Origin of the sequence: Pedobacter polaris (assembly GCF_005116505.1) — a bacterium.
Classification (GTDB): Bacteria; Bacteroidota; Bacteroidia; order Sphingobacteriales; family Sphingobacteriaceae; genus Pedobacter; species Pedobacter polaris.
This window is the reverse complement of record NZ_SWBR01000003.1, coordinates 428,111-453,269: the sequence shown is the minus strand read 5'-3', so window position 1 is coordinate 453,269 and position 25,159 is coordinate 428,111. Positions and strand designations below refer to the sequence as shown.

The window sequence follows — 25,159 nt, the reverse complement described above, 5'->3', positions numbered from 1 at the left end:
TTTTTAGTATTAAAAATATAAATAATTGATTATCAGTTATTTAAAATAATAATGATAATTTTTTTTAAGATAAAAATCAGCCAATTATTCGTTTTTTTAAGCCCTTCACCTCTTTAAAATATGGTGTTTAAAAAAAAAATGATATAAAATTTTGAATTTTCATCTCCTACGTTAAATTTACAATAGTGTAACACACAAGATTTTATAACCAAATATTTAACCATTAAAACGGGCTTTTTCTATGAAAAAACTTTACCCAATTAAGCTTTGTTTGTTGATGCTTTTTGCACTCTGCACATTGACAACTTACGCTCAAACCGGAAGCATTTCTGGTAAAATTGTTGACGACTCTAAACTACCAATTCCAGGTGCTTCTGTACAGGTTGATGGTACACAGAAATTAACAGTTACAGACAATGATGGAAACTACAGAATTACAGGATTAACAAGTGGGACATATACTTTAACAGCAAAGTTTATCGGTTTCGCTACTCTAAAACAAACAGTTACAGTTGGCTCAACAAACGTAACTGCAAACTTTAACCTTAAAGGTGAACAAACAAACCTAAACGAAGTGATTGTTGTTGGTTATGGTACACAAACTAAACGTGAGGTTACTGGAGCAATTTCTAAAGTTAGCGGAGACAAGTTAACTTCTTTACCAACACCTAGTTTTGAAGCTAGCTTACAAGGGCAAGCGCCTGGTGTGCAAGTTACACAAGGTAGTGGCTTGGCTGGTAGTGGCTCGGTAATTAGAATTAGAGGTATTGGTTCTATTAGTGCCGGTGGTGATCCTTTATATGTAGTTGATGGAATTCCTATTACTTCAGATCCATTCATTACTGGTAACCGTGGTGCGATGAACCAAAACCCATTAGCAACAATTAATCCTAACGATATTGAATCTGTTGAAATTTTAAAAGATGCTGGCGCTGCAGGTATTTATGGTTCTCGTGGTGCAAATGGTGTAATTTTAATTACAACTAAAAGAGGTAAAACAGGGAAACCAAGATTTTCGCTATCTACTAAATATGGTTTAAGCACATATGCCAATAGACCTGATTTTGTTACAGGTGCAGAATGGCTACAATTGCGTCAAGAAGCATGGAATAATGATGGCAATACAGGGCAAGCTTCTTTACCAACTGCTGCAGGTGCAATGACTTGGGCTCAAGCGCAACAAAACAATACAGATTGGTGGGGTATTTTAACTCAAACAGGAAAGTCTAATGATCAGGCATTCTCATTTAGCCAAGGTACCGAGAAAATCAAAAGTTATGTATCTGCTAATTACAGTGACAATCAAAGTTTTTTAGTAGGTAACTCTTATGAGCGTTATGGTTTTAGAACTAATTTTGATATCAAACCAACAACTTACTTCTCTACAAGTATTAATGTAGGCTATGATAAGGGCATAAACAAACGTGTAAATGCAGCATGGGGCGGTGGTTTAGGTGATGCTATGTCTACGGCATTACCTATATATCCTGTTTATAATACTGATGGTAGTTTTGCTAACACTCCAAATCCAGCTAGAAACATAGGTTTATTAGATTGGAAGACTAGAAATGAGCGTTTGTTAGCCGGAATTACCATGGAATTAATTCCTGTTAAAAACTTGAGCATTAAAGGTAGTTTTAACATGGATAACTTAGATGTTCAAGATAACATCTATACTCCTGCAGTTTTAAGAAATGCAACAACAAATAGTGCTACTTTATATCCAACAAAAATATTTAACCGTAATTTTTCTGGAACAGCTACTTACGATTGGCAATTGGACAGTAAAAATAAGTTAAAGTTCTTAATAGGTACAGAATCTCAGCTATCATATCAAAACACTTATCCTAATGGAATTTCTGCTGATGGTGCAAACATTGACGGTCCTTTTTCTGAAAACAAAACAAATTTATATTTAGCTATGCAAGGCTTAGCGGCTAGCAATAGTTTGCTTTACTATAGTGGGTTTAGAAGAGATACTTTTGCTTCGCTTTTTGCACGTATCAATTACTCTTTTGATAATAAATATTATTTAGAAATACTTGCACGTAGAGACGGCTCGTCTAAATTTGGTCCAGAAAATAAATATGGTTACTTCCCTGCTGCTTCTGCTTCGTGGTACATTAACCAAGAAGATTTTCTAAAAGACAGCAAAGTAATTAGCAACTTAAAATTAAGAGCTAGTTACGGTTTGGTGGGTAGTGCAAGTTTTCCACCTGCACAATATTATCAAAACTTTCAGTTTTCTGGCAGTTATAATGGGCAACCCGTATTATTCCCAACAAACGTCGCTAATCCTGCACTAAAATGGGAAGAGGGAAGAAATCTTGATTTAGGGTTAGATTTTGGTTTATTTAATGGTCGTATTACTGGTGAATTCTCTTATTATAAGAAAAATACAAAAGGAGCTTTAATTAATGGTGGTATCTCTCCTTCTACTGGTTTTGCTACTGGTTACTTAAATGTTGGTGAAATTTTAAATGAAGGTTATGAATTAAGTCTAAATACAATAAATATTCAATCAGATAATTTTAAATGGGTAACTAGATTAAACGCATCTAAAAACTACAATGAAGTTTTGAGTTTAGGTAGCTTAACTCCGGATGCTGTTGGTGGTGGTACAAATGATACTCGTATCGCAGTTGGTTATCCTATCGGGACTAATTATCTAGTAAGATTTAAAGGTGTAGATCCAGCTGATGGTTTACCAATTTGGCTTGATAAAGATGGCTTCGAGACTAAAACATTTTCGTTAGATAATCGTGTTCCTGTTGGAAAAATTTTGCCTGATTACGTTGGTGGTTTAACCAATACTTTCTCATATAAAGGTTTTGAATTAAATACCTTATTCACTTTCGCCATAGGTGGAAACCTTTATGATGCTTCTGCAAAACGCCAGTTAGGTATTGTTACCGATTGGAACATACGAACAGATATTGCTAATCGTTGGAGAAAACCCGGCGATGTTGCAGATTTTCCACGTTTAACTTTAAATCCTAGTACTTACGCAGGTTTATCTAGTGAGTGGCAATACAATTCAACTATGTTCTTGTATGACGCAACATTTGTACGTTTAAGAGAAGTAACTCTATCTTATAATGTGCCTGCTAATTTTATAAAAAGATTAAGATTACAAAGTCTAAAAATATTTGCAACAGGTATGAATTTATTAACCTTTAGTAAATACCCAGGTGGAGATCCAGAAATTGCGAGAGATTTCGAAAATCCACAAGACAGGAACATGAGTCCTAACGTAACTTATTTAACTACACCTCAACAAAAATCGTTGACTTTTGGGTTATCAACTTCATTTTAGATAGATATTAATAGATAAAGAAATGAAAATCAATTATAAAAATATATTAAAATCATTCTTAATACTTTCTGTAATAACAGTCATAGGTACAGGATGTGAAAAATTCTTAGAAACCCCTCCTATTGAGTCTCTTCCTAAAGATGTAGCAATAGCAGATGAAACAGGTTTAAAGTCGGTAATGAACTCGGCTTATCAAATTGTTGGGGGTGGCAATATGTTTGGCGGTAAAATACAAGCCATCAACGAAATGCTTGCTGATCAAATAAATGGTAGTTTGCTAAGTGGAGACTTTGGTGAAATATATGGCCGTAAAACTTCTGTGTTTGGCGACTACAAAAACGGAATGTATACAGATATGTATCAAACCATTTTTAGAGCAAATACGGTTTTAGAAAATTTAGATAAAGCTACTACTATGAGAGATAACCTTGAAGGTCAAGCAAAGTTTATAAGAGCTTTAACCCATTTTCAAGTAGTTCAATTATTTGCACAACCTTATGGTTTTAGTACAGACAATTCTCATTTAGGTGTACCTATTAGAACAAGTACAAGTATTGATCAGGGGGTTCGTGCAACAGTAAAACAAGTGTATGATCAAATTATTGCAGACTTAAAAATTGCAGAAGTTAAATTACCTGATGATAATGGTGGTTATGCAACTAAATGGGCAGCAAAAGCATTATTAGCTAAAGTTTACTTTCAAATGAACGATTTTGCCAATGCTTACATCTATTCAAATCAAGTAATTGCAAGTAATAAATTTGTACTAGATACTTATGCTTCAAGATTTTCAACAACAGGATCAAAGGAAAGTATTTTTAGAATAATTTATACAAATGGTGGTTATGAACCAGGCGGTGAATTAAGAAATCAATTCAGATCAGATTTTAATGCTTCTACACTAAGGTTTACAACTGATTTTTTTGCAAGTGTTAATACACCTAATGACACTCGAAAAGCTTTATTTGATAATGTAAAATATCCAGGGATAATAGTTACTAAAAAATACAATTTCGACCACATAGAAGTTCCTGTACTTTATTTAACAGATATGAAATTAATTAGAGCAGAATCTGCCGCAGAAACTGGAACCAACTTAACGGTTGGTGCTCAAGACATTAATGATATTTTAACAAGAGCTTATGCTGGAACTAAAAGCATCCCTCTCGCTTCTTCTGCTAGTTTAATTAAAAGCAATGCTCGTTTTGAACGTAGTATAGAATTCGCTGGAGAAGGTAATAGAATTTCTGAGATTAAGAGAATTGGAGCAAAAGGCGAAAATATAGATAAGCGTGGTGCTGTTTGGAATTGCCCTGGTTTAACCTTGCAATTCCCTCAAGGCGAAATGGCAAGTAATACCAGTTTCCAGAGAAATGTAGAAGGTGGATGTAACTAATTAAATATATAGAAACATGAAAAATATTAAATATATCATATTGGCATTATGCTTCCTATCATTTTGGGGATGTAAGCCAGAAGAATTTGGTCCAATCGGTGATCCAGAAAATGTTTTGAAAGAGCTACAAGGAACATGGACGATTTCAAAAGTTACGCAAAAAGATGAAGATGCCGTAACCAAAGGTTTCCCTTACAAAGAATTAGACATTACTAATGTATATGCCTATAAGGAGTTAGTTATCGCCTTGCAGGGCGATGCAGCTGGCAATCCAACTAATTTCACAATTACCCCAGGAAACTCTCCTAAAATAGCTGATTTTAATACTGGTACTTGGACTGTTGATGATCCTAATGCTCCAACAATAATTACCTTAAAAAATGGAACAACTTCTTCAATTTTAACTTTAGGTTCTTATGCTGAGTTAAAAACTGGCAAGTTTTACCTTAAAAAAGTTAAGAAATTTAACGGTAAAGCTATAGTTAGTTATACTTATCAATTCACTAAAAAGTAAATAGTAATCATGAAAAAATTAATATTATCAATCATATTTACCTTAAGTGTAGCATTTACATTTGCACAAGTTACTTTAAGCCCAGCAACTTTTACATCAGAAGATGAAGTTACAATTACCTTAGATATCTCTAGCACAGGTATGGCCGGACAATCAGAAGTCTATCTTTGGATGTTCTCTAATGATGGTGTTGGCGGTGGAAAAGATGCATTAACAAACGGTCAATGGGGTAGTTCTTCAGAATCTGCTAAAATGACTAGAGTATCAGCTAATATCTTTACCTACAAATTTACAGGTACTACTCAGTTTGGCCAAAGCCCTGCAGAGCTAATAAACTTTGGCTTTTTAGGAAAAAGCAAAGACGGCACAAAACAAACTGCAGATTTTAAACCTTTCAAATTTGATCCTTTAGTTTTTACTCCTGCTCAATTTCGCATATTTCCAGCTAAGCTAGATTATACTGATATGAGTACCGTTTATTTTCATCAAGATTTAGCAACTGATCAAAACTTACAAAGGATGTTTGATATAAAAGTGACCTTGACATTCTATAACGATGCAGCTACTCCGGTAGTTGTAGCAACAAGAACTGCATTAGTAGCCACAAAAGTATCTAATACTTTGTATTCATATTCTTTTATTCCAGAAAGATTAATTACCCTACCTGCTGGAACTAAATTAGGCAAATTCTCTTATCAATTTACTGGAAGTATAAAGGATGCAACTGGAGCAAATGTGCCGACCTCTGGACCAGTAAATGAAGTAACTTATACTGTTTTTAATTAAGCTCAATATGAAAAACAAAATATTATACCTACTCGTTGCAGTTGTAGCAATTGCTCTAGGTTGTAAAAAAACAGATTTCGATGATGTATCAAAAGGTGAAGCATTAGGAAATTTCACAATCTCTGCCCCTTCAAATAATGCCATGCTGGTTCTAAACTCTGCAACCCCAAGTGCTAAAGTTAATTTTACTTGGAGTGCGGCAAAACCTGGTGTAAGTACTGCTCCTACTTATAAGTTTGTAGTGGCACTAAAAACCGGGAACATTGATGCACCACTTATAGAATTACCCTCAGATAATAGTGGCACAAGCCCTATGCTTACACTTACGCAAAAGCAATTAGATGATGCCTTAAAAGCAAAAGGAATTGCCGATGGTATTAAAACTGATTTAATTTGGGCAATTAAAGCTACAAACGGCTCGGTTACGGTAAGTACCTCTCCTATTTTAAACATTGCTGTTACCCGTATGGGTGATGGTGTAAGCAATTTCCTTCTATATGGACCGGTTTCTTCAAGCACAGCTGTGGTAATTAATCCAAATTCTACTACAGACTTTTTGAAATTTAAATGGCAAAAATCTTTCCCAGGTGTTACAACCAACTTAACAAAATACCAGGTGAAATTTGTAGCTAAAGGTGGAAATTTCAATACGCCTTTATTTACCTATACTTCAGACAATGCTGGATTAGATTCTGCAATATCAATTGGATATAAAGACATTAGTGATAAACTAACAGCAGCTGGTTATACTGATCAAGCTACTCCTGTTGCATTACAGTGGACTGTTGAAGCTACTTCTGGTACTTTCAAAAAGACAGCTGATTATGTAAATGATTTAGTAATTACTAGGGAAGTTAAAATCTTTTTAGTAGGTGGAGATACACCAGCTAGCTGGACTGCAGAAAATGCATTACAGATGATTCCCGATGCTTCAAACCCTGGAACTTTTTACATCTATGTTAAATTAACAGCCGGTAATGGGGGATTAAAATTCTTAAACCAGCAACAATGGCCAGGCGGTAGTTTAAATTCTTCAGATTGGGGCATGAAACCAGGAAGCCCTGGAGATGCTGCAGTTGACAATGAAGCAAACATCGAAAACTACGGGGCCAGTGGTGTATACAGAGTAACATTTGATCAGAAAAACTTAAAGTATTATGTTCAAGCTGGTCGTATGGGTGCTGTTGGCGGTGCAACCGCAGGAGGTTGGAACCCACCTAACGTATTCCCTACCCAAGGCTTAACTTTAATAGCTACAAATAAATTCTTGGGTTTCGTAAACTTAACCGCTGGACAAGAGTTTAAATTAATTGATGGTGCAAATTGGCCAAATGGTGGTGGTCCAGTTAACCAAGAAAGAGATTATGGTAAAGGTGTTACAGATGGTTCAATGCTCGAAACTGGTGAAAGCAATTTTACAGTTCCCAATTCTACTGGCTTAAAACGTATTCTTTGGAATGGCACAGACATTAAAAACTTAAGGTATGCAGTTACCGATGGCACCTTATTTTTAGTTGGTAATGCTACTGCTGGTGGGTGGGACAACTCTACAAATAATGCATTGTTACCAGCAATGACCTATAGTGGTAATGGCAAATGGACCGTAACCACGAACATGACAGTAGGAGAATTCAAGTTTATTTTCACCAAAGGAAGTTGGGCAAATGATTATGGAGGCGCTGCAGGGGTAATTGCTGAGGGCGGAGCTAACTTAGTCATTACTTCAGCTGGTAATTACACAATCGTTTTGGATGAATTTAACAGAACGTATACCATTACTAAAAACTAAATTGTTACAAAATTTTAAAAAAGCTCCTAATTAATTTTAGGGGCTTTTTATTTTTTCAAACACCGCATACCAATAAAATAATCGGTCTAAAATGAGGGTTATTAGTGTATAAAATACACTTTATAAAAAAACTTTCTTTTTAGCTCCTATTCAATCTTTTGACATAAACTTATTGTTAAGAAAATAAAAACTAAATTTTAATTTTTTATTTCAAAAAAGCCACATATATTGGTAGACTTTTTACTTATTACACAACTTAATCAAACCAAAAAATGATAGTTATTGCAGATGGTGGATCAACAAAAACCAATTGGTGTTTAATCAATGAAGCCGGAAGAAAAATCCATTTTAATACCGAAGGCTATAATCCCTACTTTGTAGATAGTGACTATATTGAAAGTTCACTAAAAACCTCTTTGCCAGATCACCTTGAGGCAGAAAAATTAACAGAAGTTTACTACTATGGAGCTGGTTGCTCTACCGATGCCAAAAGAAAAACTGTTGAAGATGGCATGCAAAAGATTTTCATTAATGCCAAAATAAACATTGGGCATGATTTGCTAGCTTCTTGCAGAGCTTTATTAGGCGATAACGAAGGTTTCGCAGCAATTTTAGGAACAGGAACCAATACTTGTTTATATGATGGTAAAGACATTTCTTTAAATATCGATTCATTGGGCTACTTCTTGGGCGATGAGGGAAGTGGTAGTTACATTGGAAAACGCATCCTAGCAGATTACATGAAAGGTTATATGCCAAAGGGATTAAGAGAAAGCTTTTACGATAACTATGCACTAACAAACGAAGATATATTTGATAACATCTACAATAAACCACTACCTAACCGTTTCTGTGCTAGCTTTAGTAAATTCATTTATGATTTTAAAGAAAGCTATGAAGATTATACGCATTCGGTTGTTGATTATGCATTTACAGCATTCTTTGAAAACTTAGTTATCCACTACCCTAACTATAAAAATTACGAACTAAATTGTGTTGGATCAGTAGGCTATAGCTTTAGAGACATTTTAAGCATCGTGGCCGATAGATATGAAATGGGTGTAGGTAAAATCATCCGATCACCTATAGATGATTTGGTAGACTACCATTTAAGCAAAAAATAAATTACAATCTTAAAACAGGAAAGCCCCGATAATATCGAGGCTTTCTTGTTAATATTTGATTCACTTGAGCTATGTTTTACCGTTTTGTTCAGTGTGAAACTTAGGGTAATGTGACAGGTTACTCAGTGTAGAAAAACTAAATGATGTGAAAAAGAAATTATTGAACAATAATTTTCCTGCTATAATTTTTATTGTTAACCTGCAGAATTAAAATATACATGCCAGAGGTAATGTTATTTTTAGAAAGCTCCCAATAGAACTCTTGCTTACCAGCATTTTGCTCTTGTTTAATCAATACCGCCAATTGTTTTCCAGTTAAATCAATCACCCTTAACACCACATTTGCCTTTGCAGTTAAAGTATAGCCAACTGTTGTAAATGTTGAGGCTGGGTTTGGATAATTGGTAAAATCTATGGCTTGTTTAGCCTTGGGAGAAGAAAAAATAGTATTCCAATCATAATTTGATGAAATATTTCCTTCATAAGGATTACTAAAATATTTTATTTCAGCATATTTAACCCCCGAAGCTAAAAACGGAGAATAGGAGAACTGCGCCTGAACAGTTAAATTCATTGCGATTAGCCCAACAAAAAGTACAATTAATTTGTAGAGTTTCTCCATATATCAGGGTTGATAGTGTAAATATAACACATCAAAGATAAAATTCTTATGAAATTTGTATTTATTTGATAAAAATAATTCAAAACTTAGTATTTAGCACCTACCATTAAGAGGGTATTGCTTAAGCAGTTGTACGTTAAAACGAAATTTCTTTACCAAAAAGCTTAGCGTATTTCCTTCTATCAAACTTGTAAAGTGTAGCTGCTCTAAAAGAAACCCCTTTCTGTTTTTCATCCAACTCTTTCAATACACCAAAGCTCAAAATCTTTTTCCTGAAGTTCCTTTTATCAAGTTTTTTACCCAAAATCAACTCATAAACGTTTTGTACTTGAGTTAAAGTAAACTTCTCTGGTAACAGTTCGAAAGCAATTGGCAAATGTTTAATTCTGCGTTTAATCTTCTCTAAACCTTTATCAAAAATATGCTGATGATCAAAACCCAACTTAGGCAATTCCTTTACATTAATCCATTGTGCTTTTTTAGCGTAAGAAGTTAAAGGTTTTAATGCTTTATCTCCTCCTAGCCTTAGCATTGCATAATAAGCAACAGTAATTACCCTACCTTGTGGGTGTCTACTTACCTCTCCAAAAGTATAGTATTGCTCCATATATATATCGCTTAAACCTGTAAGTTCATGCAAAATACGCGATGCAGATTGATCTACACTCTCATCCTCTCCCACCAAATTACCAGGCAAAGCCCACCAATCTTTAAATGGTTCTTCATTTCTCTCAATTAATAAAATCTTGAGTTCGCCATTATCGAAACCAAATAAAACACAGTCTATAGAGACAGCCGAATTAAACACAGGTAATACTTCTTTCAAAACAAATACGTTTATTATTTTTTATAATATTAGAACAAAATAAATACACTTATACCGTTAATTCGTAAAAATAATGAAAAAAAATTACTTAGTGTAAAAAATACACACTATATTCGTGTATTAAAATGGAACCAAATATTAAAAATATTGCAGTACTTACCTCAGGAGGAGATGCCCCAGGTATGAACGCGTGTATAAGAGCCATCATTAGAACTGGCATTTACCATGGCAGAAGTATGTTTGGTGTAATGCAAGGCTATCAAGGATTAATCGATAACAACATCATCCCTATGGATGCTCGCTCTGTAAGCAACATTTTACACATGGGCGGCACTATCTTAAAAACAGCTAGATGTATGGCTTTTAAGGAAGATGCAGGAATGGAAATTGCTTTTAAGAATTTAAAGGCAAGAGAAATTGATGGATTGATTGTAATTGGAGGCGATGGAACTTTTACTGGCGCTAAAAGGTTTGGCGAAAAATATGGCATCAATGTAATTGGTGTACCAGGCACGATAGATAATGACTTGTACGGATCTGATTTTACTTTGGGGTACGATACCGCGGTGAATACTATTATTGAAGCAATTGATAAAATTAGAGACACTGCAGATTCTCACGACCGTTTGTTCTTTATTGAAGTAATGGGACGAGATTCTGGATGTTTAGCTTTAAGAACAGCTATTGCTAGTGGTGCCGAAGCAGTTTTATTGCCCGAAAAAGAAACTTCGTTAAAAGATTTGATCACAAAACTTCAATCTGGTGTAAATACCAAGAAATCATCAAGTATTGTAATCGTATCTGAAGGAAATAAATATGGTGGCGCTTATGATATCGCCAAAAGTGTAAAAAGAAAATTTGACCATTACGATACTAAAGTAACTATCTTAGGACACTTACAACGTGGTGGCAGTCCTAGTGGTTTCGACAGAATTTTAGGCAGTAGATTAGGTTATTCTGCTGTAAATGAACTGATAAAAGGTGCAAGTATGCAAATGGTTGGTCTTCGCGGAAACGAGATTAAACTAACCAGTTTAGAAGAAGCTTTGCATGCACACAATTATAAGTTAGAGGATGATTTATTAGAGATGACCCATGTTTTATCAATTTAAATAGCATGATAGCAGTAGTTTATAGCGGATCGAAAAGTGCCTTTTGGAAAATATCAAATGAAGGCAAAACCATAGCAGAATGTACCATTCCGGGTATCAATCCGACTTTTAACGACCAAAAGCATATCCTTTATTTATTGAACAAGACGAATGTACTCATCAACCATGCAGAATCTGTTAAAAAGATTTACGCATTTGCGGCTGGTGCATCATCTGTTGCCATGCAAAATTCTTTGGCAGAAACACTAAATCTATTTTTTAAAAATGCTAAAATAAAAGTTAGAGATGATCTATATGGTGCTTCTTTAGCAGCCTGTTATGAGGATACCGGCATTGTAGGCATTTTAGGTAGTGGTGCTAATTGTGCATTTTTTGATGGCAAAACACCAGAACAAAACAATTATGGCCTAGGCTACATTTTAGGCGATGAAGGTTCGGCCAACTATTTAGGTAAAATTTTATTAAAGAATTACTTAGAAGATAAAATGCCTGCGGCACTTAGAAAAAAGTTTGAAGAGAAATACAATGTAGATAGACCGCTAATTTTAGAAAGAATTTATAAAAAACCTGGCGTTCAAAATTATTTAAGCTCTTTCTTAGATTTCTATATAGACAATAGATCAGATAAATACCTAGAACAAATTATCGATCAATCATTTGAAAAATACTTTGCAACCTATTTAATGCCTACCGCAGCAAAACACCCTAATGAAGAAGTACACTTTGTAGGCACGGTAGCCGGAAATTTTCAGGACAGACTGCGCTTAGTTGCAGAAAAAAACGACATTAAAATTATCACAATTACAAAAGAACCAATATATAATTTACTTAATTATTACTCAAATTAAATACAATGACTAAAGTAGGAATAAATGGATTTGGCCGCATTGGCAGACTAGTTTTTAGAGCCGCAATAAAAAGAGGCTTAGATATTGTTGCCATTAACGACTTAATCGAGCCAGATTACATGGCTTACATGCTAAAATATGACACTACCCATGGCCGTTTCGACGGAACCATTGAGGTAAAAGATGGACAATTGGTAGTAAACGGAAAAACAATTCGTATCACTGCAGAAAGAGATCCTGCAAACTTAAAATGGAATGAAGTTGGTGTAGATATCGTTATCGAATCTACTGGTTTATTCTTAACTCGTGCTGATGCAGAAAAACACATTGCTGCAGGTGCAAAAAGAGTAGTATTCTCTGCTCCAGCAAAAGATGCCGACATCCCTACTTACGTAATGGGTGTAAATCACCATAAATTAACTGCAGATCAAACTATTGTTTCAAATGCATCTTGTACTACCAACTGTTTAGCGCCAATTGCTAAGGTATTAAACGATAACTTCGGTATTGTTGAAGGTTTAATGAGTACAATTCATGCTGTAACAGCTACACAGAAAACAGTAGATAGTCCTTCGGCTAAAGACTGGAGAGGTGGCCGTGGTGGTTTCTCTAACATCATCCCTTCATCAACTGGTGCTGCTAAAGCAGTAGGTATGGTTCTTCCAGAATTAAAAGGTAAATTAACAGGTATGTCTTTCCGTGTTCCTGTGGCTGATGTTTCAGTAGTAGATTTAACTGCTCGTTTAGAAAAACCTGCTACTTATGAGCAAATTAAAGCTGCAATGAAAGCAGCATCTGAAGGTGAATTAAAAGGTGTACTTGGTTATACTGAAGACGAAGTAGTTTCTTCTGATTTCATTGGTGATGATCACGCTTCTATCTTTGATGCTAAAGCTGGGATCTCGTTAAATGATAACTTTGTGAAAATTGTTTCCTGGTATGACAATGAGTGGGGATATTCTTCCGCACTTGCGAAATTTGTAGAATACTACGGAACTTTATAAGAAAAGTTTTTTTTAAAATAAAAATACAGATGGCGATACCTATGGTGTCGCCATTTTTTATGAAATATTATTTTCTATTTCCCTCCTATGCCTTAGCTATTGTTTTACAAAAGCTAGAGTTGAGTAAAGATTTGCCTTGTTCTAGCGCATAAGAGAACCAATAAATTAACATTAAAAAACAATCTTTTAACATAAATTTAACGTTCACTAATGAATACTTAAGAATATTGGAACTATATTTGCATTGTAAATGTTAGTTAACGATAGCATTTAAGCAGTTTTGTCATTTGAAAAACATGAAATAAAAAATAAATTAAATTTCCTTAGTGTATTTTATACACTATTAAAAATAATTTATATATTTGTATCATCATTGGTTGACAAGGCAAACACAACCACTAGAAAAAGAAAAAACATCCGGAAGATTGGATTAAAAAAATAACCCGTTCATACAGGTTTATATTTGGTTAGAAAAGGAGATTAGTCTGGATGGATAATCTCCTTTCTTTTTTTACAAGAATTTTAACTGAATAAAATCAATTGAACATTAGTGATTTCATACTTGCACCCTACTGTATTTTCAGTGGCTGTTGATTATTCAACTTTAAAAATACCCTTCTGCAGTTACTATATATTTTAAACACACAATAAAAAATTGTTTTCTTAACTTAAGTCAATAAATAAAACATAGAAAACGATTTACTTCAAAGATGAAGATGTACGTAATCGGTTTCTTATTCTACTTAACGATTCGGGCTTTACGCCGAGGTAGCTAGCAATATGATAGAGCGGAACGAATTGAAAAATCTCAGGTTTTGTTTTCATTAAATTCTCATAGCGCTCGCCCGGACTGGATGAAAGGTAATTGTTTATTTCTGTTTTGTAATTTGAGTATCGCTTTTCAGCTCCAACCCTGCACTGCGACTCTAATCTCGGGAATCTTCTAAACATTTCTTTTTCAACTTCAAAGGTAAAAATAGAGATAATACATTCACATACGCATTCCAAGCTTATAGCACTAGGAACCCGATTGGCTGTATTTTCTTCCTCAGAAAGGCTATCGCCAGCAGTATAAAAACTCACAGTCTTTTCTTCGCCGTCTTTGAGATAATATTCCCTGATGCATCCTTTATACAAGTGGTAGGAGGCTTTGATGAATTGACCTTCTCTTATAAGGAATTCGCCTTTTTTTACTTTTTTGACAATAATTTTCTCCGCAAAAAAGTCTTTTTCTTCTTGCGTATTGTAATCTGAGCTTATTAAAGACTTTCTGATCTCTAACAACTCTTGGTCAAGATCTTTTGTAATATCAAAATTCATCCCTTAAAATTAAGATAATTCTGATATAAATCTATAAAGTCTAATTTAGTTAGTCGAAAGTAATAACAATATTTCCTTTTTTCTGCCCGCTTAGTACGTAATGATATGCTTCTGCGATATCCTCAAATTTATATCTTCTATCTATTAAAGGAATAAACTCTCCATTCAAAACAAGTTCATTAATAAACTTCATACTTCGTTTTATTGTGTAGGGCAGTGGAAATTTCACTTTTTTCCCTAACATAAGGGGAGATAATAAGGCAAGGAAAGCGTTTTGCCAATTTTTCCCTAGTTCAGATGATATATATATTCCTTTTGATTTCAGCAGTGGCTTGCATTTTTCAAAACTACTTTTCCCAACTGCATCAAAAACATAATCGAATTGTTCATTAATTGTAGTAAAATCTTCTTTCTGATAATCAATTACCCTTTCGGCCCCTTGTGATTTTAATACCTCTACAAATTCAGTTTCACAGGTTACAGTTACGCGAACATTAAAATGCTTTAAAAACTGTAGAGCCGCATTGCCAATAGCCCCAGTTCCACCATTTATAAGAATTCGATCTCCAGCATTCAACTTAAGATCTTTTAAAAAATAAAAAGCATAATGTGATCCTTCCAGGCTGGCTGCTGCTTGTTCGAAGGTCACATTTTCGGGCTTTTTAAGTACTGCTTTTTTTGTTGATACAGCTACATATTCAGCATGTGAACTTAAGCCCTGATCAAAAAAGCCATAGACATCGTCACCAATTTCAAATTGGGCTACATTGTCTCCCTTATCTACAATTATTCCCGCAAAATCGGTTCCTGTAATTGGGCGAACAGGTTTAAATAAGCCAGTAAAAAGCCGAATGGCCCAAGGCTTTCCCGTAAGTACTCCACAATCTGTTCGGTTTACCGTTGTGGCCTTTACTTTCACTAAGATTTCATCGTTGCCGGGCCTTGGCAAAGACATTCTGCCAATTTCTAGTAGATCGGGAGTACAATATTCATACCTTATTGCAGCTTTCATCATATCCATAAATCAGTTAAAAATAAACCCTGTACATCAAATTAGGGAACACGCCCCCCTGCTTCATGTAACCAACAGCCCCAAGTTCTCCCGGATCGTAAAATTCTGTAAGTCTGGCCCTATTATTTGTGACATTTTCTATATTAAGAAAAATTTCGTGGGTTGCCCTTGGTTTGTTGATCTTATAACTAACCGACATCGTTAATTGGTATATATCTTGGATGTTATTTTCATACGCCTTACTATAATCATAAAATCTATTGTTGGCGGGCTGTACAGCCAAATTCCCATCTGCACCCCTTAACAACGGAATTATTTTTTTACCTCCTCCAAAAAATGCTCTACTATTAAAGCTGATTGTCTTATTTTGCGTCTTACCAAGTTTTGGGAAATCTTTACCAAAAAGAACATTTACAAGGTAATTTCCATTGAACCGTGTATTACGTTCGATCCCATCAAGAGCCTTGTAGGTAGAATTATATACCGAAGCATTCACAAGATAATAGAAATTTTTGTTAAAGAAGCGTTCAACAGTTAATTCTACTCCATAGTTTTTACCGCTTCCTTTGTTTACCAAGTCAAGGTATTGAAAATCGAGCCCCTCATTAATAGTAGCGAATATATTCTCTTTAGAATTTGCTACGGGCAAGTCATAAAGATCTTGATAATACGCTTCTAACTTTACCATCATATTTTGACTAAAACGTTTCTCGTATCCCAGCACGAAATGATGTGCCTTTAATAAATCAAGGTCTTTATTAGGCTCTATATTGCTTCCGTCTGATGATTTCACTTGGGTGAAATAATGGTGAATGCTTTCCATTGTACTGTGTTTGCCAAAGCCAGCACTTAGGGCGCTAGTCTTACTTAGTTCCCAATTTAACGAAAATCGTGGTTCGATTGTACTCTTATTATTCAGCAAAACATTCATGTTTTGCACACCAAATACAGTAGTCAACTTTTCATTAAATCTATACCTAAAACTAATGAAATTTCTAATTGTACTGATGTTTTCGTTAAAATTAACCAATGTAGATCTAACGTTCGTGCTATCTCTGAACATACTTTGATTAAAATTGTAATCGAGCAACGCATATTTAGAGCCCACCTGTAGTTTAAGCTTCGAACTGAGTTTGTTGTTGTAGGTAATTTCGCCCCTGTATGTCGATCTTCTTAATCGGCCATTAAAATTTAGTTGGTTACTTTCTGAAGTGCTGGTTTTGAAATTCTCGAAAACATTATCATCAATACCTTCGCTTGAGAAAGACAGTCCAGTATTAATATGGCTATTTTTATTTATCGTCAAGGTATGGTTCATGCCCAAATTCGCAAGGTGCGAACCTTTATCATAGTCTTCACCTATTTTGTTAGGCACAACCCTGCTTCCAGGTGTTTGCCAAAGGGCAGGTGATACATCTTTAAACAGAAAATTACTAAGACCTGCCAAGCCAAAAAAAGAAAACAGTCCAGCCTGCTTAGTTGGCAATACAACTTTAAAAGCAGCGTCTTGAAAATTTAATGCCCCGTTTATACCTTCAGCCAGTCCGAGATTGCTTATCAACGAGATTGTAGAGTAGCGATAATTCACTAAAAAGGAACCTTTATAGCCCTTTTTAAATGGCCCTTCGAATGTAAGTTCTGTACCTAATACACCTAGACCAAATGTTGATTCGAATTTTTCATTATTTCCTTGCCTTAGTTTAACATCATATACCCCGGACAATACATCTCCATATTCTGCTGAAAAGGCACCGGTATAAAAGTCTGAAGTTGCTAACAAGTTATTATTTAACGCACTAATAGAACCACCTACTGCGCTTTGATCAGAAAAATGATTTGGATTTGTAATTTGCATCCCCTCTAACCGCCATTGAATATATTTAGGAGAGTTACCTCGCACAATAATATCATTACTGCCGTCCTGAGAACTGGTAACTCCTGCAAAATTAGACAAGATCCTCGATGGATCATTGAAACCACCTGCATATCTATTCGTTTGTTCTGGAGAAATAGACCGACCACTTACCAAGGCCATATCATTTAAGGGCTGACCTTTGTTTTTATCGAAAGTTAATACTATTCCTTCCAGTTGAGCAACAGCCTCTTGCATGTTTATATTTAAAACTGTTTCCTTGCCCGAATTAACAACAATATTAGGAAGTATAATTTTTTCGTACCCCACGTTTGACACGTGTAAAATAATTCTTCCAATTGGCATATTGTCGAACCTAAAGCTCCCGTCTTTGTCGGTTACTATAACTTTTAAAGGATTACTACCAGCGATAGTTATTGTGGCACCCTCTATAGGCTGCTTACTGTCCTGATCCGTTATCACTCCCCTCACGGTTTGATTGAAATTCTGGGAGAAAGCTGAGGTAAATAAGAATAATAAAAATAAAACGGTTGTACCTATTTGTTTCATGTATATGTTTTAAAAGACTGAGTGCAAAACAACTCTAAGTTTTAAACATATTTCTTGACTTCGGTTAATAAATGAAAATAGCTGTGCGTTAAATCAAACGGTAAACTTATGTGTCGTATTTTGTTAATAACATGGATATTTCGGGGAAGTGGCCGCTCATTCCGCAATCAAAGTGGCCATTTTTAACTCTTCAAGCTATTTTTTCTACTCCAATGATTAGTTACCCTTATTTACATCTAGTTATCAAATGATTCTCTATTCTTTTTACAGAGTGTTTGCAGATGAATAAAAGCTTTCTTAACGCTTTCAGCTTCTTCAACTGTTTTAAATACAAAAGTAAAGGCATGAGCTGGTTTATCATCAAAACTAAGATGGTTACCCGTAGTGTAAATTGGATATTTCCCATCCTTTCCAGTATAGAGACTAAGTAGATCAAACTTGGCATTGTACACTCTGTTTTCATCCTTTAGAAAGCCGGTTACTGTAACTAGTCCCTGAGAGGTAACTTGAACTGACTGACCTTTGTATGTGGCTGTTGACTTGGTACAGCAAACAAATTTTTGATTAATGTATTTAAGAGTCTCATTAAAAGTTTGCGCCTGACTTTTAACGGCGAATGACACCATTGTCAATAATACGATTGTTGCTAATTTTACTATGTTATTCATTTTTAAATGTATTGAGATTGCGAAATGTATAAGTATTTAATCACCCAATCAATACCTAATTTTAGGTATTGTTGAATAAGCTTCCCGCTATCCAACCCATCATCAACCCCTAATTTTCTTATTAACTACTGTCCAAAGAGCGTTGGGGTGACAGGAACGGCGGGCCATGCGTAGCCCTGAGCGAGGAAGCTTCGTTCCTGACTTGATCTTTTGCATACTTTTCCATCAAGGGAAAAGTTTGATGCCACCGCGGCAAAGAGCGGAAACAAACCCTGTCTTGTTTAACTTAGTGCCACAAGAAGTAAATGATTAGCTTTGCTCCTTTAGCCTAAATCTCAAAACAACAACCATCAATCCGTTGTTATATCAACAAACGTAAAACCTATGATCACTCCAGAAAACAATATTCCTCTTGATGATTCTCAGAACTCGGAGGCAGAAGACCAACAAAGTCAAAAAGACATCCACTCTAATGGTTTTGATGATACCAATGTTTCCTCAGAAGAAGAAGAGGAACCTCAAACCGATATGCTTAAACAAGCCTATGATGCATCAGAACCATCTTATATTTTAGATGCTGGTGAAGATGATGATGAATAAAAAAAATTGAAAAAAGGGATGGCTGATTTAGTTATCCCTTTTTGCTTTTTTAGGCAATTATTTAAAATAAATTTTAAAAGTAGTTCCCTTATTAATAGCGCTTTCTACATCAATTTTCCCTCCCATTGCCTCTACTTGATTTTTAGAGATAAACAAACCAAAGCCCCTAGCATCGGCATTGCCATTAAAAGTTTGGTAGATGCCAAACATCTTGTCGCCATGTTTATTTAAATCTATACCTACCCCATTATCAGATACTCTTAATACCAATTGATTATTTTCTTCAAAACAGGTAATAGAAATTACTGGTTTTCGATCTGGGTGACTATAACGTAAGGCATTAGAAATTAAATTAAGCAAAATACTTTGCAAATAAGCCCGGTTAAAATTAACCAGCACATTTGGATCTACCTTATTTAAAATAGTTGCTTCCTTAGCCAAAATCTGCGCATTTTGGGCAGTCATGGTATTAACAATATAATCGTTTAGGCTTAAGGGTTCAACAATAATATCAATGCTAGTTTGAATGTTAACAATGTTATTTAAATTAAGCAAAGTGTCATTCAAATTATCGGCCACCGTTTTTAATAGTTTGATCATTTCATCTCTATCTTCTTCTGTTTCTGCATTTTCTATCAATGTAGAAATACCTAATATGTTACTGGCATGAGAACGCAGGTTATGAGAAACGATATAAGAGAAATTAAGCAATCGTTTATTTTGTTCTGTTACCAAATTAAAAGACTTACTCAGTGCATTGGTTGCTTGTACCTTGCTGGTCACATCAATCATAATACCCCTAAGCTTTACTTGATTGTCTTCTTCTGCAATTACAGTAACTATGTCTCTAATCCATACAACAGAACCGTCTTTAGCAATCATTCTATATTCAAAATCTCTTTCTTTTTCTTCTGTAGATTTTAAAGTATAACTGTGTACCCATTCTCGATCTTCTGGGTGTAAATGGTCAAACCAAAAATTTGGAATGGCAACCCATTGTTTTGGTGAATAGCCTAAAATGTCATACACTTTTTTGCTTATAAAGGTATATCTATTGCGTTCTGGATCTCCTTCCCATACAATTCCATCAATGGTATTAATTAGCGATTCTATTCTACGCTGAGACGATATTAAAATTTGTTCTTCTTCTTTACGCTTGGTTACGTCTTCTACAATTACAATATGGTTGGTTGGCTCTGCTCCAGCATCCCATAAGGGGGTTATAATCACATTGCCCCAAATAATTTTTCCGTTTTTGTTTAAGTATCTTTTTACTTTATTAAATTTCCTGATCTTCCCTGCTAAAATCTGTTTAAAATAGGCACCATCATCGTTCACATCATCTGGATAAATTACAGATTTTATTTTTTTGGCAAACAATTCTGCTTCTGTATAACCTAAAAAATTACATAGGTATTCGTTTACTTCTAAAATTTCTCCGGTAACAGAATTTACCCTCGCAATGCCGATCGCGGCGTGATCAAATATTTTTTTATACTTACTTTCTGTATGAACCAATTGCGAAGCTTGAGTGAATACCATATTCTGCAATTCACCTTGTTTTTTCAGTAACCTAGTTAATAAGTAGCTTGATAATACGGCAGTGCCTAAACCAAATGTAATTGCACTGATCAACTCCCACCATGTATCAAATTGGTTTACATTAACAACATATAGTTTCCAATCGCCATCTGGAAAAGTAATGGCTTTAGATTGTGCCCTTGAAAAATTTGGTGGCGTTGGAAGAAAAAATTCTTCTTTACCTGTTATTTCATTGAATTTAGAAAATTGAAATTGATAATCTTCGTATTGCTTATTATCTATACCTGCAATTTTAAAAAATGTTGTCAACTTGATAACTACTGCAGAAAAGCCCCAAAATTTATTATCGATAAATAGCGGTAGTCTACCTACCACCCCTGTACCGCCTTGTGTAAGTTTAACTGGGCCTTGATAGTACATTTTTCTGGCAGCAATGGCTTTCTTTACTTCATATACAGTTTGTGGTGCACTTTTAAAAAGATCTAAGTTTAGTACTGCTTCATTTCCTTTTAATGGATAAACGTATTTAATTACTCCATTTGGCACCAGTTGAACTGCTTGTAAATCTGGGTTAGAACGCATCAGCTGTTCTGCAACCTTATCGAAATTTTTAGGAACACCCTTGTTATCTAATGTTAAAGCAAGTGTTAATGCTACGGTATAAGTATTTTTTAAAGACTGTTCTAACTTTTCTTCTACTCCATGTAAAATACTAGCGATATCTCTCTCTTTATTTTCTCTAAATAGGTGGTAACGTTGTTGAACAATTAAAAAAATGAGTGTAAGTAGAAATAGAAAAAATATAAAACCTGCTGCTTTAGGCCGTATTAAAAACCAGCGAATCAATTTTTTAGATTTTGTTGACATAGCTAGTTAACTTTGTTTAGTTCTACTTGAAGCATGGAAAAGTTTTGAGCGTTATTAAAGATTAAATATAGTAAAATTGATTAAACCATGCTGTAACAATTAAACTTTATAAAATCCGTTAATTCTCACCAACATTTTTAATTTTTTCAAGATAGGCAATAACAGCCTTTTCAGTTTTTTCTTGTCTTAAAATCTCGCTTGTAAATAATTCGTTTTGCAGGCTTCGGTATAAATCAATCATATTTGTCAAGGCAGCTATCAACGATTTTCGGTTGTGACTTGCCAACGTAAGTTTCAATTGTTCAAAGTCTTTAACATCAAGTTGTGTTTCAACTTTTCTTACACCTCTTGGCAAATTTTTATTCTTAATATGTAATAAGGGACCTAACACTACCATTCTTACAAAACCAAAAAAATCAATGGCTTCAAAATACTCCCCTCTTCCTATTTTTAATAAGGCATAATGTACCCAAATCCAAAACCGATCTTCAATCCATTGGTAATCTGGATAAGGAAATTGAGCTGATGATTGTTCAATAGCATCTTTTAACAGCCCATCTGTATCTAATAATATAACAGGATTTTCAACACGGATTTTAAACTCCCCAAGTGTTACAAACTTAATATCTACATGTAATGATGGGTTGTCATATAAACAAATTAACACCCTGGGTTCACCAACATGTTCTCCAGTAAAACCATTTAATAAATCACCAAAACTGTTTGCGTACCAAAGCATTTTAGATTTATCACCACTAATTTTTTCTTTGGTTACCAATATTAAATCTAGGTCTGAAAATTCATCAAGTTCATCAGAAATCCACGAACCGGCTACAGCTAATCCTATTACATTAGCATCTTTTTTTAAAACATTTACAACGTTGTTTGCAAATTCAACCTGAATCATCTGCTATAATTTTGTTAATAATTCCGTGGCTTTTGCATAACGGCCTGTTCCTGGTGGAATTTTTTTCAGCCAAGCTATACAATCGGTATTTTTATCCTCTTTTAAATAACTTAGTGCAATATAATAAGCTGCATCATATTTAAATGCAGATTCTCCAATATAAATTTTGGTTAAAACGGTTCTTGCAACTTCTTCTTGATGGGTTTCTATTAAAGCAATACCATAATAATAACCCACCATTTCATTTTGTAGATTGGCCAGGTATTCCCTTTCTAGTAATTTTTCTGCTGCTACATAATCTTTATCATTATAAAATGAAGCGGCAACATCTAAATTAGTTTGCTGTGCTGCTCCTCTTTCTGTAATCAACATTTGTCCATTATCTGCATAATTGCTATACAAACTGCTATTCCATGGTGCCCAAAGCAATAAACCTACAACTAATATTGCAGCAACTGCTGGAAGCCATTTTTTATACGGTCTAAATGAAATAACTTTAACTTCTTCGCTAAAATGTTGTCTACCTAAAGTGTTTAAATGTTGCTTAAAACGTTGATCACTTTCATCATTAGCCAATTGCATTTTTAAACTTTGATGAATGTTTTGATACTCCTTTAAATTTTGTTGCAACTCAACATCATCTTGCAATTGTGTTTTAAAATTGGCAATTTCATTTTCATCCATATCTCCCTCACTGTAGCGGGCAACTAGTAAAATTTTATCCTCAGCCATCATTTCTAATTATTAACTTGAACCAACTTAATTAGGCTCGCCATACATTCAGATTTCTTTTTTCTTAAATAGCCATAAGTAACCCCTAAAGCTTCTGCCACTTTTTCTTGCGCATCGCCCTGCATACTCCATTTTATAATTTCTTTGCAGCGGTCACCCAATTTTTCAAAGGCTTTTAAAAATAAATCAGCTTGTGCTTGCTGTTCTTCCAGTTGCTCAGCTTGTTTAAATGTATCCTCACCAACAAGTAATAAATCATCTTCACTATTTGTTACCTGTAAAACTGATTTTTTCTTTAAAGCATTTAACCATTTACGTTTACACACCAGCAACAAGAAAGGTTCAAAAGGGCAAGTGAGTTGTAAATCTTTGTACTTAGCCTGATTGTAGATATCTACTAAAGCTTCTTGAAAAATATCTTCGGCATCATCTGCTGTACCATTATTAAAAACAACAAAAGATTTTACTTTGCCAGCGCATTTTTTATAAATCTCATTGATAAGTCCTGCATCATTATTAACCAATGCCAATAAATAACGCTGATCTTGATGTACTGATTTTGCCATTGGCGTTAGATTTAGAGCGATTTCCTTTGCTAATTTACTCTTTCTTCTGCATTGCGAAAATAAATTTAGAAATAAGGGGTAACAAATTTCGGGTATGGTTTATATATCATCAAAACCTATAAAATGGCGCTCGCTGAAAAGCCTAAACAGAGTAAGCAAAATTTAAAATTAAAGATCATGAAAAAGTTAAACCTAACCTATGTATTAGTTGCAATTATAATTTTATTTTCTGCAGCTTGTAAAAAAGACAAAACAAATGGAAATACGGCCAACTCTGCTAAAGAATTTGCAGCCATCTTTGGTCCTCAAGTACAAAATGTAAAAATTAATGGGAGTATCTCTAACACTTTCACGCTAAAGGGTGGAACAAAAATTACAATTCCGGCTGGTGCTATTAAACTTGGTGGTGTTGCAGTAACTGGCGATATAAGTATCGATGCAATGGAAGTTTTAAAAAGAAGTGATGTTTTATTTAGTGGCACAAATACAAATCACATTAGTGGAGCTCCCTTAGCATCTGATGGTTTTATTTACTTAAATGCGAATGTAAATGGTACAAAAGTAGACCAGGCATTAAGTGCAGCCATTAAAATTTCTATCCCTACAAATAGAACGGGTACTACACAAATTTGGGAAGGTGTAGAAAAAGTTGGTGCAGATAATCAAATGGCTTGGCAAGCACCTGTTCAAAACCCTAATGGTGGTGGCGTACAAATTAAACGTGAAGCAGATGTAAATGGCGGTACGTTTACTTTTGATATGGGCAATTTAGGTTGGATCAATTGTGATGTGTTTTATAGCTACACTAATCCTAAAACTACAACTCGCGTAACTTTAGTTAACAACCCTGGCGCTATGGCTTCTTTTAGGGCATTTAGTGGCGAAACATTTGTATTCTTTTGTGCAAAAGGAAGTAATGTTGCTGCTCAAATCTATACTCCAGATGGTACAAATAAAGTAAAAAGTTATGATGACGTGATGCCTATTGGTGCACAGGGTAAATATTTATCATTCTCTATTAAAGATGGCAAGTATTATTATGCAGAGCTAGAAACCACAATTGTTGCCAATCAAAACATTACTTTAAGCTTAGTAGAAACTACCGAAGCTCAAGTTCAAGCTGCCATAAACAGCTTAAATAATTACTAATATTCCCAAATATTAACAATAAAGATGGGGCCAATAA

Annotated in this window: 21 protein-coding genes; 11 read left to right on the top strand and 10 right to left on the bottom strand. The window is 34.5% G+C overall.

Annotated features, from left to right (window positions below; translation table 11 throughout):
* The first annotated feature begins 241 nt into the window (after positions 1–241).
* The 6 genes from FA048_RS13950 (at position 242) to FA048_RS13925 (ending at position 8,925) form a co-directional block, all read left to right on the top strand.
* Entirely contained in the window at positions 242–3,316 is a 3,075-nt protein-coding gene (locus FA048_RS13950) for a SusC/RagA family TonB-linked outer membrane protein (RefSeq protein ID WP_136842102.1), read from the top strand.
* 22 nt (positions 3,317–3,338) lie between these two features.
* Positions 3,339–4,712, top strand: a complete 1,374-nt coding sequence (locus FA048_RS13945) for a RagB/SusD family nutrient uptake outer membrane protein (protein ID WP_136842099.1) — start codon at positions 3,339–3,341, stop codon at positions 4,710–4,712.
* A 16-nt stretch (positions 4,713–4,728) separates the two neighbouring features.
* Positions 4,729–5,226, top strand: coding sequence for a DUF5004 domain-containing protein (locus FA048_RS13940; RefSeq protein ID WP_136842097.1), 498 nt, complete (start codon positions 4,729–4,731; stop codon positions 5,224–5,226).
* A gap of 9 nt (positions 5,227–5,235) precedes the next feature.
* On the top strand, positions 5,236–6,012 hold the full coding sequence (locus tag FA048_RS13935) for a hypothetical protein (protein ID WP_136842094.1): 777 nt from the start codon (positions 5,236–5,238) through the stop codon (positions 6,010–6,012).
* A gap of 7 nt (positions 6,013–6,019) precedes the next feature.
* Entirely contained in the window at positions 6,020–7,801 is a 1,782-nt protein-coding gene (locus FA048_RS13930) for a SusF/SusE family outer membrane protein (protein ID WP_136842091.1), read from the top strand.
* A gap of 272 nt (positions 7,802–8,073) precedes the next feature.
* Positions 8,074–8,925: an N-acetylglucosamine kinase gene (locus FA048_RS13925; protein WP_136842088.1), complete on the top strand. Its 852-nt coding sequence runs from the start codon at positions 8,074–8,076 to the stop codon at positions 8,923–8,925.
* Positions 8,926–9,082: 157 nt separating this feature from the next.
* On the opposite strand, the gene FA048_RS13920 is transcribed toward FA048_RS13925, so the two are convergent.
* The gene (locus tag FA048_RS13920; protein WP_136842085.1) at positions 9,083–9,547 is read right to left on the bottom strand and encodes a T9SS type A sorting domain-containing protein; all 465 of its coding nucleotides are present in this window, start codon (positions 9,545–9,547) and stop codon (positions 9,083–9,085) included.
* A gap of 136 nt (positions 9,548–9,683) precedes the next feature.
* Entirely contained in the window at positions 9,684–10,373 is a 690-nt protein-coding gene (locus FA048_RS13915; RefSeq protein WP_136842083.1) for an NUDIX hydrolase, read from the bottom strand.
* 125 nt (positions 10,374–10,498) lie between these two features.
* On the opposite strand from FA048_RS13915, the gene pfkA reads away from it, so the two are divergent.
* The 3 genes from pfkA to gap are packed head-to-tail and all read left to right on the top strand — an operon-like array spanning position 10,499 to position 13,337.
* Complete coding sequence (pfkA, locus tag FA048_RS13910) at positions 10,499–11,485, top strand: 6-phosphofructokinase (protein ID WP_136842080.1); 987 nt, start codon at positions 10,499–10,501, stop codon at positions 11,483–11,485.
* A 5-nt stretch (positions 11,486–11,490) separates the two neighbouring features.
* A complete protein-coding gene (locus FA048_RS13905; protein WP_136842077.1) occupies positions 11,491–12,333 on the top strand; it encodes a hypothetical protein in 843 nt (280 codons plus the stop codon).
* A gap of 5 nt (positions 12,334–12,338) precedes the next feature.
* Positions 12,339–13,337: a type I glyceraldehyde-3-phosphate dehydrogenase gene (gene gap / locus FA048_RS13900; RefSeq protein WP_136842074.1), complete on the top strand. Its 999-nt coding sequence runs from the start codon at positions 12,339–12,341 to the stop codon at positions 13,335–13,337.
* Positions 13,338–14,036: 699 nt separating this feature from the next.
* Here the strand turns inward: gap and FA048_RS13895 are convergent.
* The 4 genes from FA048_RS13895 to FA048_RS13880 form a co-directional block, all read right to left on the bottom strand.
* Positions 14,037–14,657, bottom strand: a complete 621-nt coding sequence (locus FA048_RS13895; RefSeq protein WP_136842071.1) for a Crp/Fnr family transcriptional regulator — start codon at positions 14,655–14,657, stop codon at positions 14,037–14,039.
* Positions 14,658–14,706: 49 nt separating this feature from the next.
* Entirely contained in the window at positions 14,707–15,672 is a 966-nt protein-coding gene (locus FA048_RS13890; RefSeq protein WP_205943489.1) for an NAD(P)-dependent alcohol dehydrogenase, read from the bottom strand.
* Between the two features lie 13 nt (positions 15,673–15,685).
* Positions 15,686–18,091, bottom strand: a complete 2,406-nt coding sequence (locus FA048_RS13885) for a TonB-dependent receptor (RefSeq protein WP_136842067.1) — start codon at positions 18,089–18,091, stop codon at positions 15,686–15,688.
* A 236-nt stretch (positions 18,092–18,327) separates the two neighbouring features.
* Positions 18,328–18,759, bottom strand: a complete 432-nt coding sequence (locus tag FA048_RS13880; protein ID WP_136842065.1) for a hypothetical protein — start codon at positions 18,757–18,759, stop codon at positions 18,328–18,330.
* A gap of 384 nt (positions 18,760–19,143) precedes the next feature.
* Here FA048_RS13880 and FA048_RS13875 point away from each other — a divergent pair, with 384 nt between their 5' ends.
* Entirely contained in the window at positions 19,144–19,359 is a 216-nt protein-coding gene (locus FA048_RS13875) for a hypothetical protein (protein WP_136842063.1), read from the top strand.
* A gap of 57 nt (positions 19,360–19,416) precedes the next feature.
* Here the strand turns inward: FA048_RS13875 and FA048_RS13870 are convergent, their stop codons facing one another.
* The 4 genes from FA048_RS13870 to FA048_RS13855 form a co-directional block, all read right to left on the bottom strand.
* Entirely contained in the window at positions 19,417–21,768 is a 2,352-nt protein-coding gene (locus FA048_RS13870) for a sensor histidine kinase (RefSeq protein ID WP_136842061.1), read from the bottom strand.
* Positions 21,769–21,886: 118 nt separating this feature from the next.
* Positions 21,887–22,675: an aminoglycoside 6-adenylyltransferase gene (locus FA048_RS13865; protein ID WP_136842059.1), complete on the bottom strand. Its 789-nt coding sequence runs from the start codon at positions 22,673–22,675 to the stop codon at positions 21,887–21,889.
* Positions 22,676–22,678: 3 nt separating this feature from the next.
* Positions 22,679–23,410 carry a hypothetical protein gene (locus FA048_RS13860; protein ID WP_136842058.1) on the bottom strand — a complete coding sequence of 244 codons (732 nt, stop codon included), beginning with the start codon at positions 23,408–23,410 and terminating at the stop codon, positions 22,679–22,681.
* 2 nt (positions 23,411–23,412) lie between these two features.
* A complete protein-coding gene (locus tag FA048_RS13855; RefSeq protein ID WP_136842057.1) occupies positions 23,413–23,973 on the bottom strand; it encodes an RNA polymerase sigma factor in 561 nt (186 codons plus the stop codon).
* 177 nt (positions 23,974–24,150) lie between these two features.
* Between FA048_RS13855 and FA048_RS13850 the strand changes: the two genes are divergently transcribed.
* Positions 24,151–25,122: a hypothetical protein gene (locus FA048_RS13850; RefSeq protein ID WP_136842055.1), complete on the top strand. Its 972-nt coding sequence runs from the start codon at positions 24,151–24,153 to the stop codon at positions 25,120–25,122.
* The last annotated feature ends 37 nt before the right edge of the window (positions 25,123–25,159 follow it).

Excerpts from the sequence above, each read along its gene's own strand:
- FA048_RS13855 (WP_136842057.1), bottom strand. The coding sequence starts at position 23,973 with ATGGCAAAATCAGTACATCAAGATCAGCGTTATTTATTGGCATTGGTT.
- pfkA (WP_136842080.1), top strand. The coding sequence starts at position 10,499 with ATGGAACCAAATATTAAAAATATTGCAGTACTTACCTCAGGAGGAGAT.
- FA048_RS13860 (WP_136842058.1), bottom strand. The coding sequence starts at position 23,410 with ATGATGGCTGAGGATAAAATTTTACTAGTTGCCCGCTACAGTGAGGGA.
- FA048_RS13865 (WP_136842059.1), bottom strand. The coding sequence starts at position 22,675 with ATGATTCAGGTTGAATTTGCAAACAACGTTGTAAATGTTTTAAAAAAA.
- gap (WP_136842074.1), top strand. The coding sequence starts at position 12,339 with ATGACTAAAGTAGGAATAAATGGATTTGGCCGCATTGGCAGACTAGTT.
- FA048_RS13920 (WP_136842085.1), bottom strand. The coding sequence starts at position 9,547 with ATGGAGAAACTCTACAAATTAATTGTACTTTTTGTTGGGCTAATCGCA.
- FA048_RS13885 (WP_136842067.1), bottom strand. The coding sequence starts at position 18,091 with ATGAAACAAATAGGTACAACCGTTTTATTTTTATTATTCTTATTTACC.
- FA048_RS13905 (WP_136842077.1), top strand. The coding sequence starts at position 11,491 with ATGATAGCAGTAGTTTATAGCGGATCGAAAAGTGCCTTTTGGAAAATA.
- FA048_RS13940 (WP_136842097.1), top strand. The coding sequence starts at position 4,729 with ATGAAAAATATTAAATATATCATATTGGCATTATGCTTCCTATCATTT.
- FA048_RS13880 (WP_136842065.1), bottom strand. The coding sequence starts at position 18,759 with ATGAATAACATAGTAAAATTAGCAACAATCGTATTATTGACAATGGTG.
- FA048_RS13875 (WP_136842063.1), top strand. The coding sequence starts at position 19,144 with ATGATCACTCCAGAAAACAATATTCCTCTTGATGATTCTCAGAACTCG.
- FA048_RS13895 (WP_136842071.1), bottom strand. The coding sequence starts at position 14,657 with ATGAATTTTGATATTACAAAAGATCTTGACCAAGAGTTGTTAGAGATC.
- FA048_RS13950 (WP_136842102.1), top strand. The coding sequence starts at position 242 with ATGAAAAAACTTTACCCAATTAAGCTTTGTTTGTTGATGCTTTTTGCA.
- FA048_RS13930 (WP_136842091.1), top strand. The coding sequence starts at position 6,020 with ATGAAAAACAAAATATTATACCTACTCGTTGCAGTTGTAGCAATTGCT.
- FA048_RS13935 (WP_136842094.1), top strand. The coding sequence starts at position 5,236 with ATGAAAAAATTAATATTATCAATCATATTTACCTTAAGTGTAGCATTT.
- FA048_RS13945 (WP_136842099.1), top strand. The coding sequence starts at position 3,339 with ATGAAAATCAATTATAAAAATATATTAAAATCATTCTTAATACTTTCT.
- FA048_RS13890 (WP_205943489.1), bottom strand. The coding sequence starts at position 15,672 with ATGATGAAAGCTGCAATAAGGTATGAATATTGTACTCCCGATCTACTA.
- FA048_RS13850 (WP_136842055.1), top strand. The coding sequence starts at position 24,151 with ATGAAAAAGTTAAACCTAACCTATGTATTAGTTGCAATTATAATTTTA.
- FA048_RS13925 (WP_136842088.1), top strand. The coding sequence starts at position 8,074 with ATGATAGTTATTGCAGATGGTGGATCAACAAAAACCAATTGGTGTTTA.
- FA048_RS13870 (WP_136842061.1), bottom strand. The coding sequence starts at position 21,768 with ATGTCAACAAAATCTAAAAAATTGATTCGCTGGTTTTTAATACGGCCT.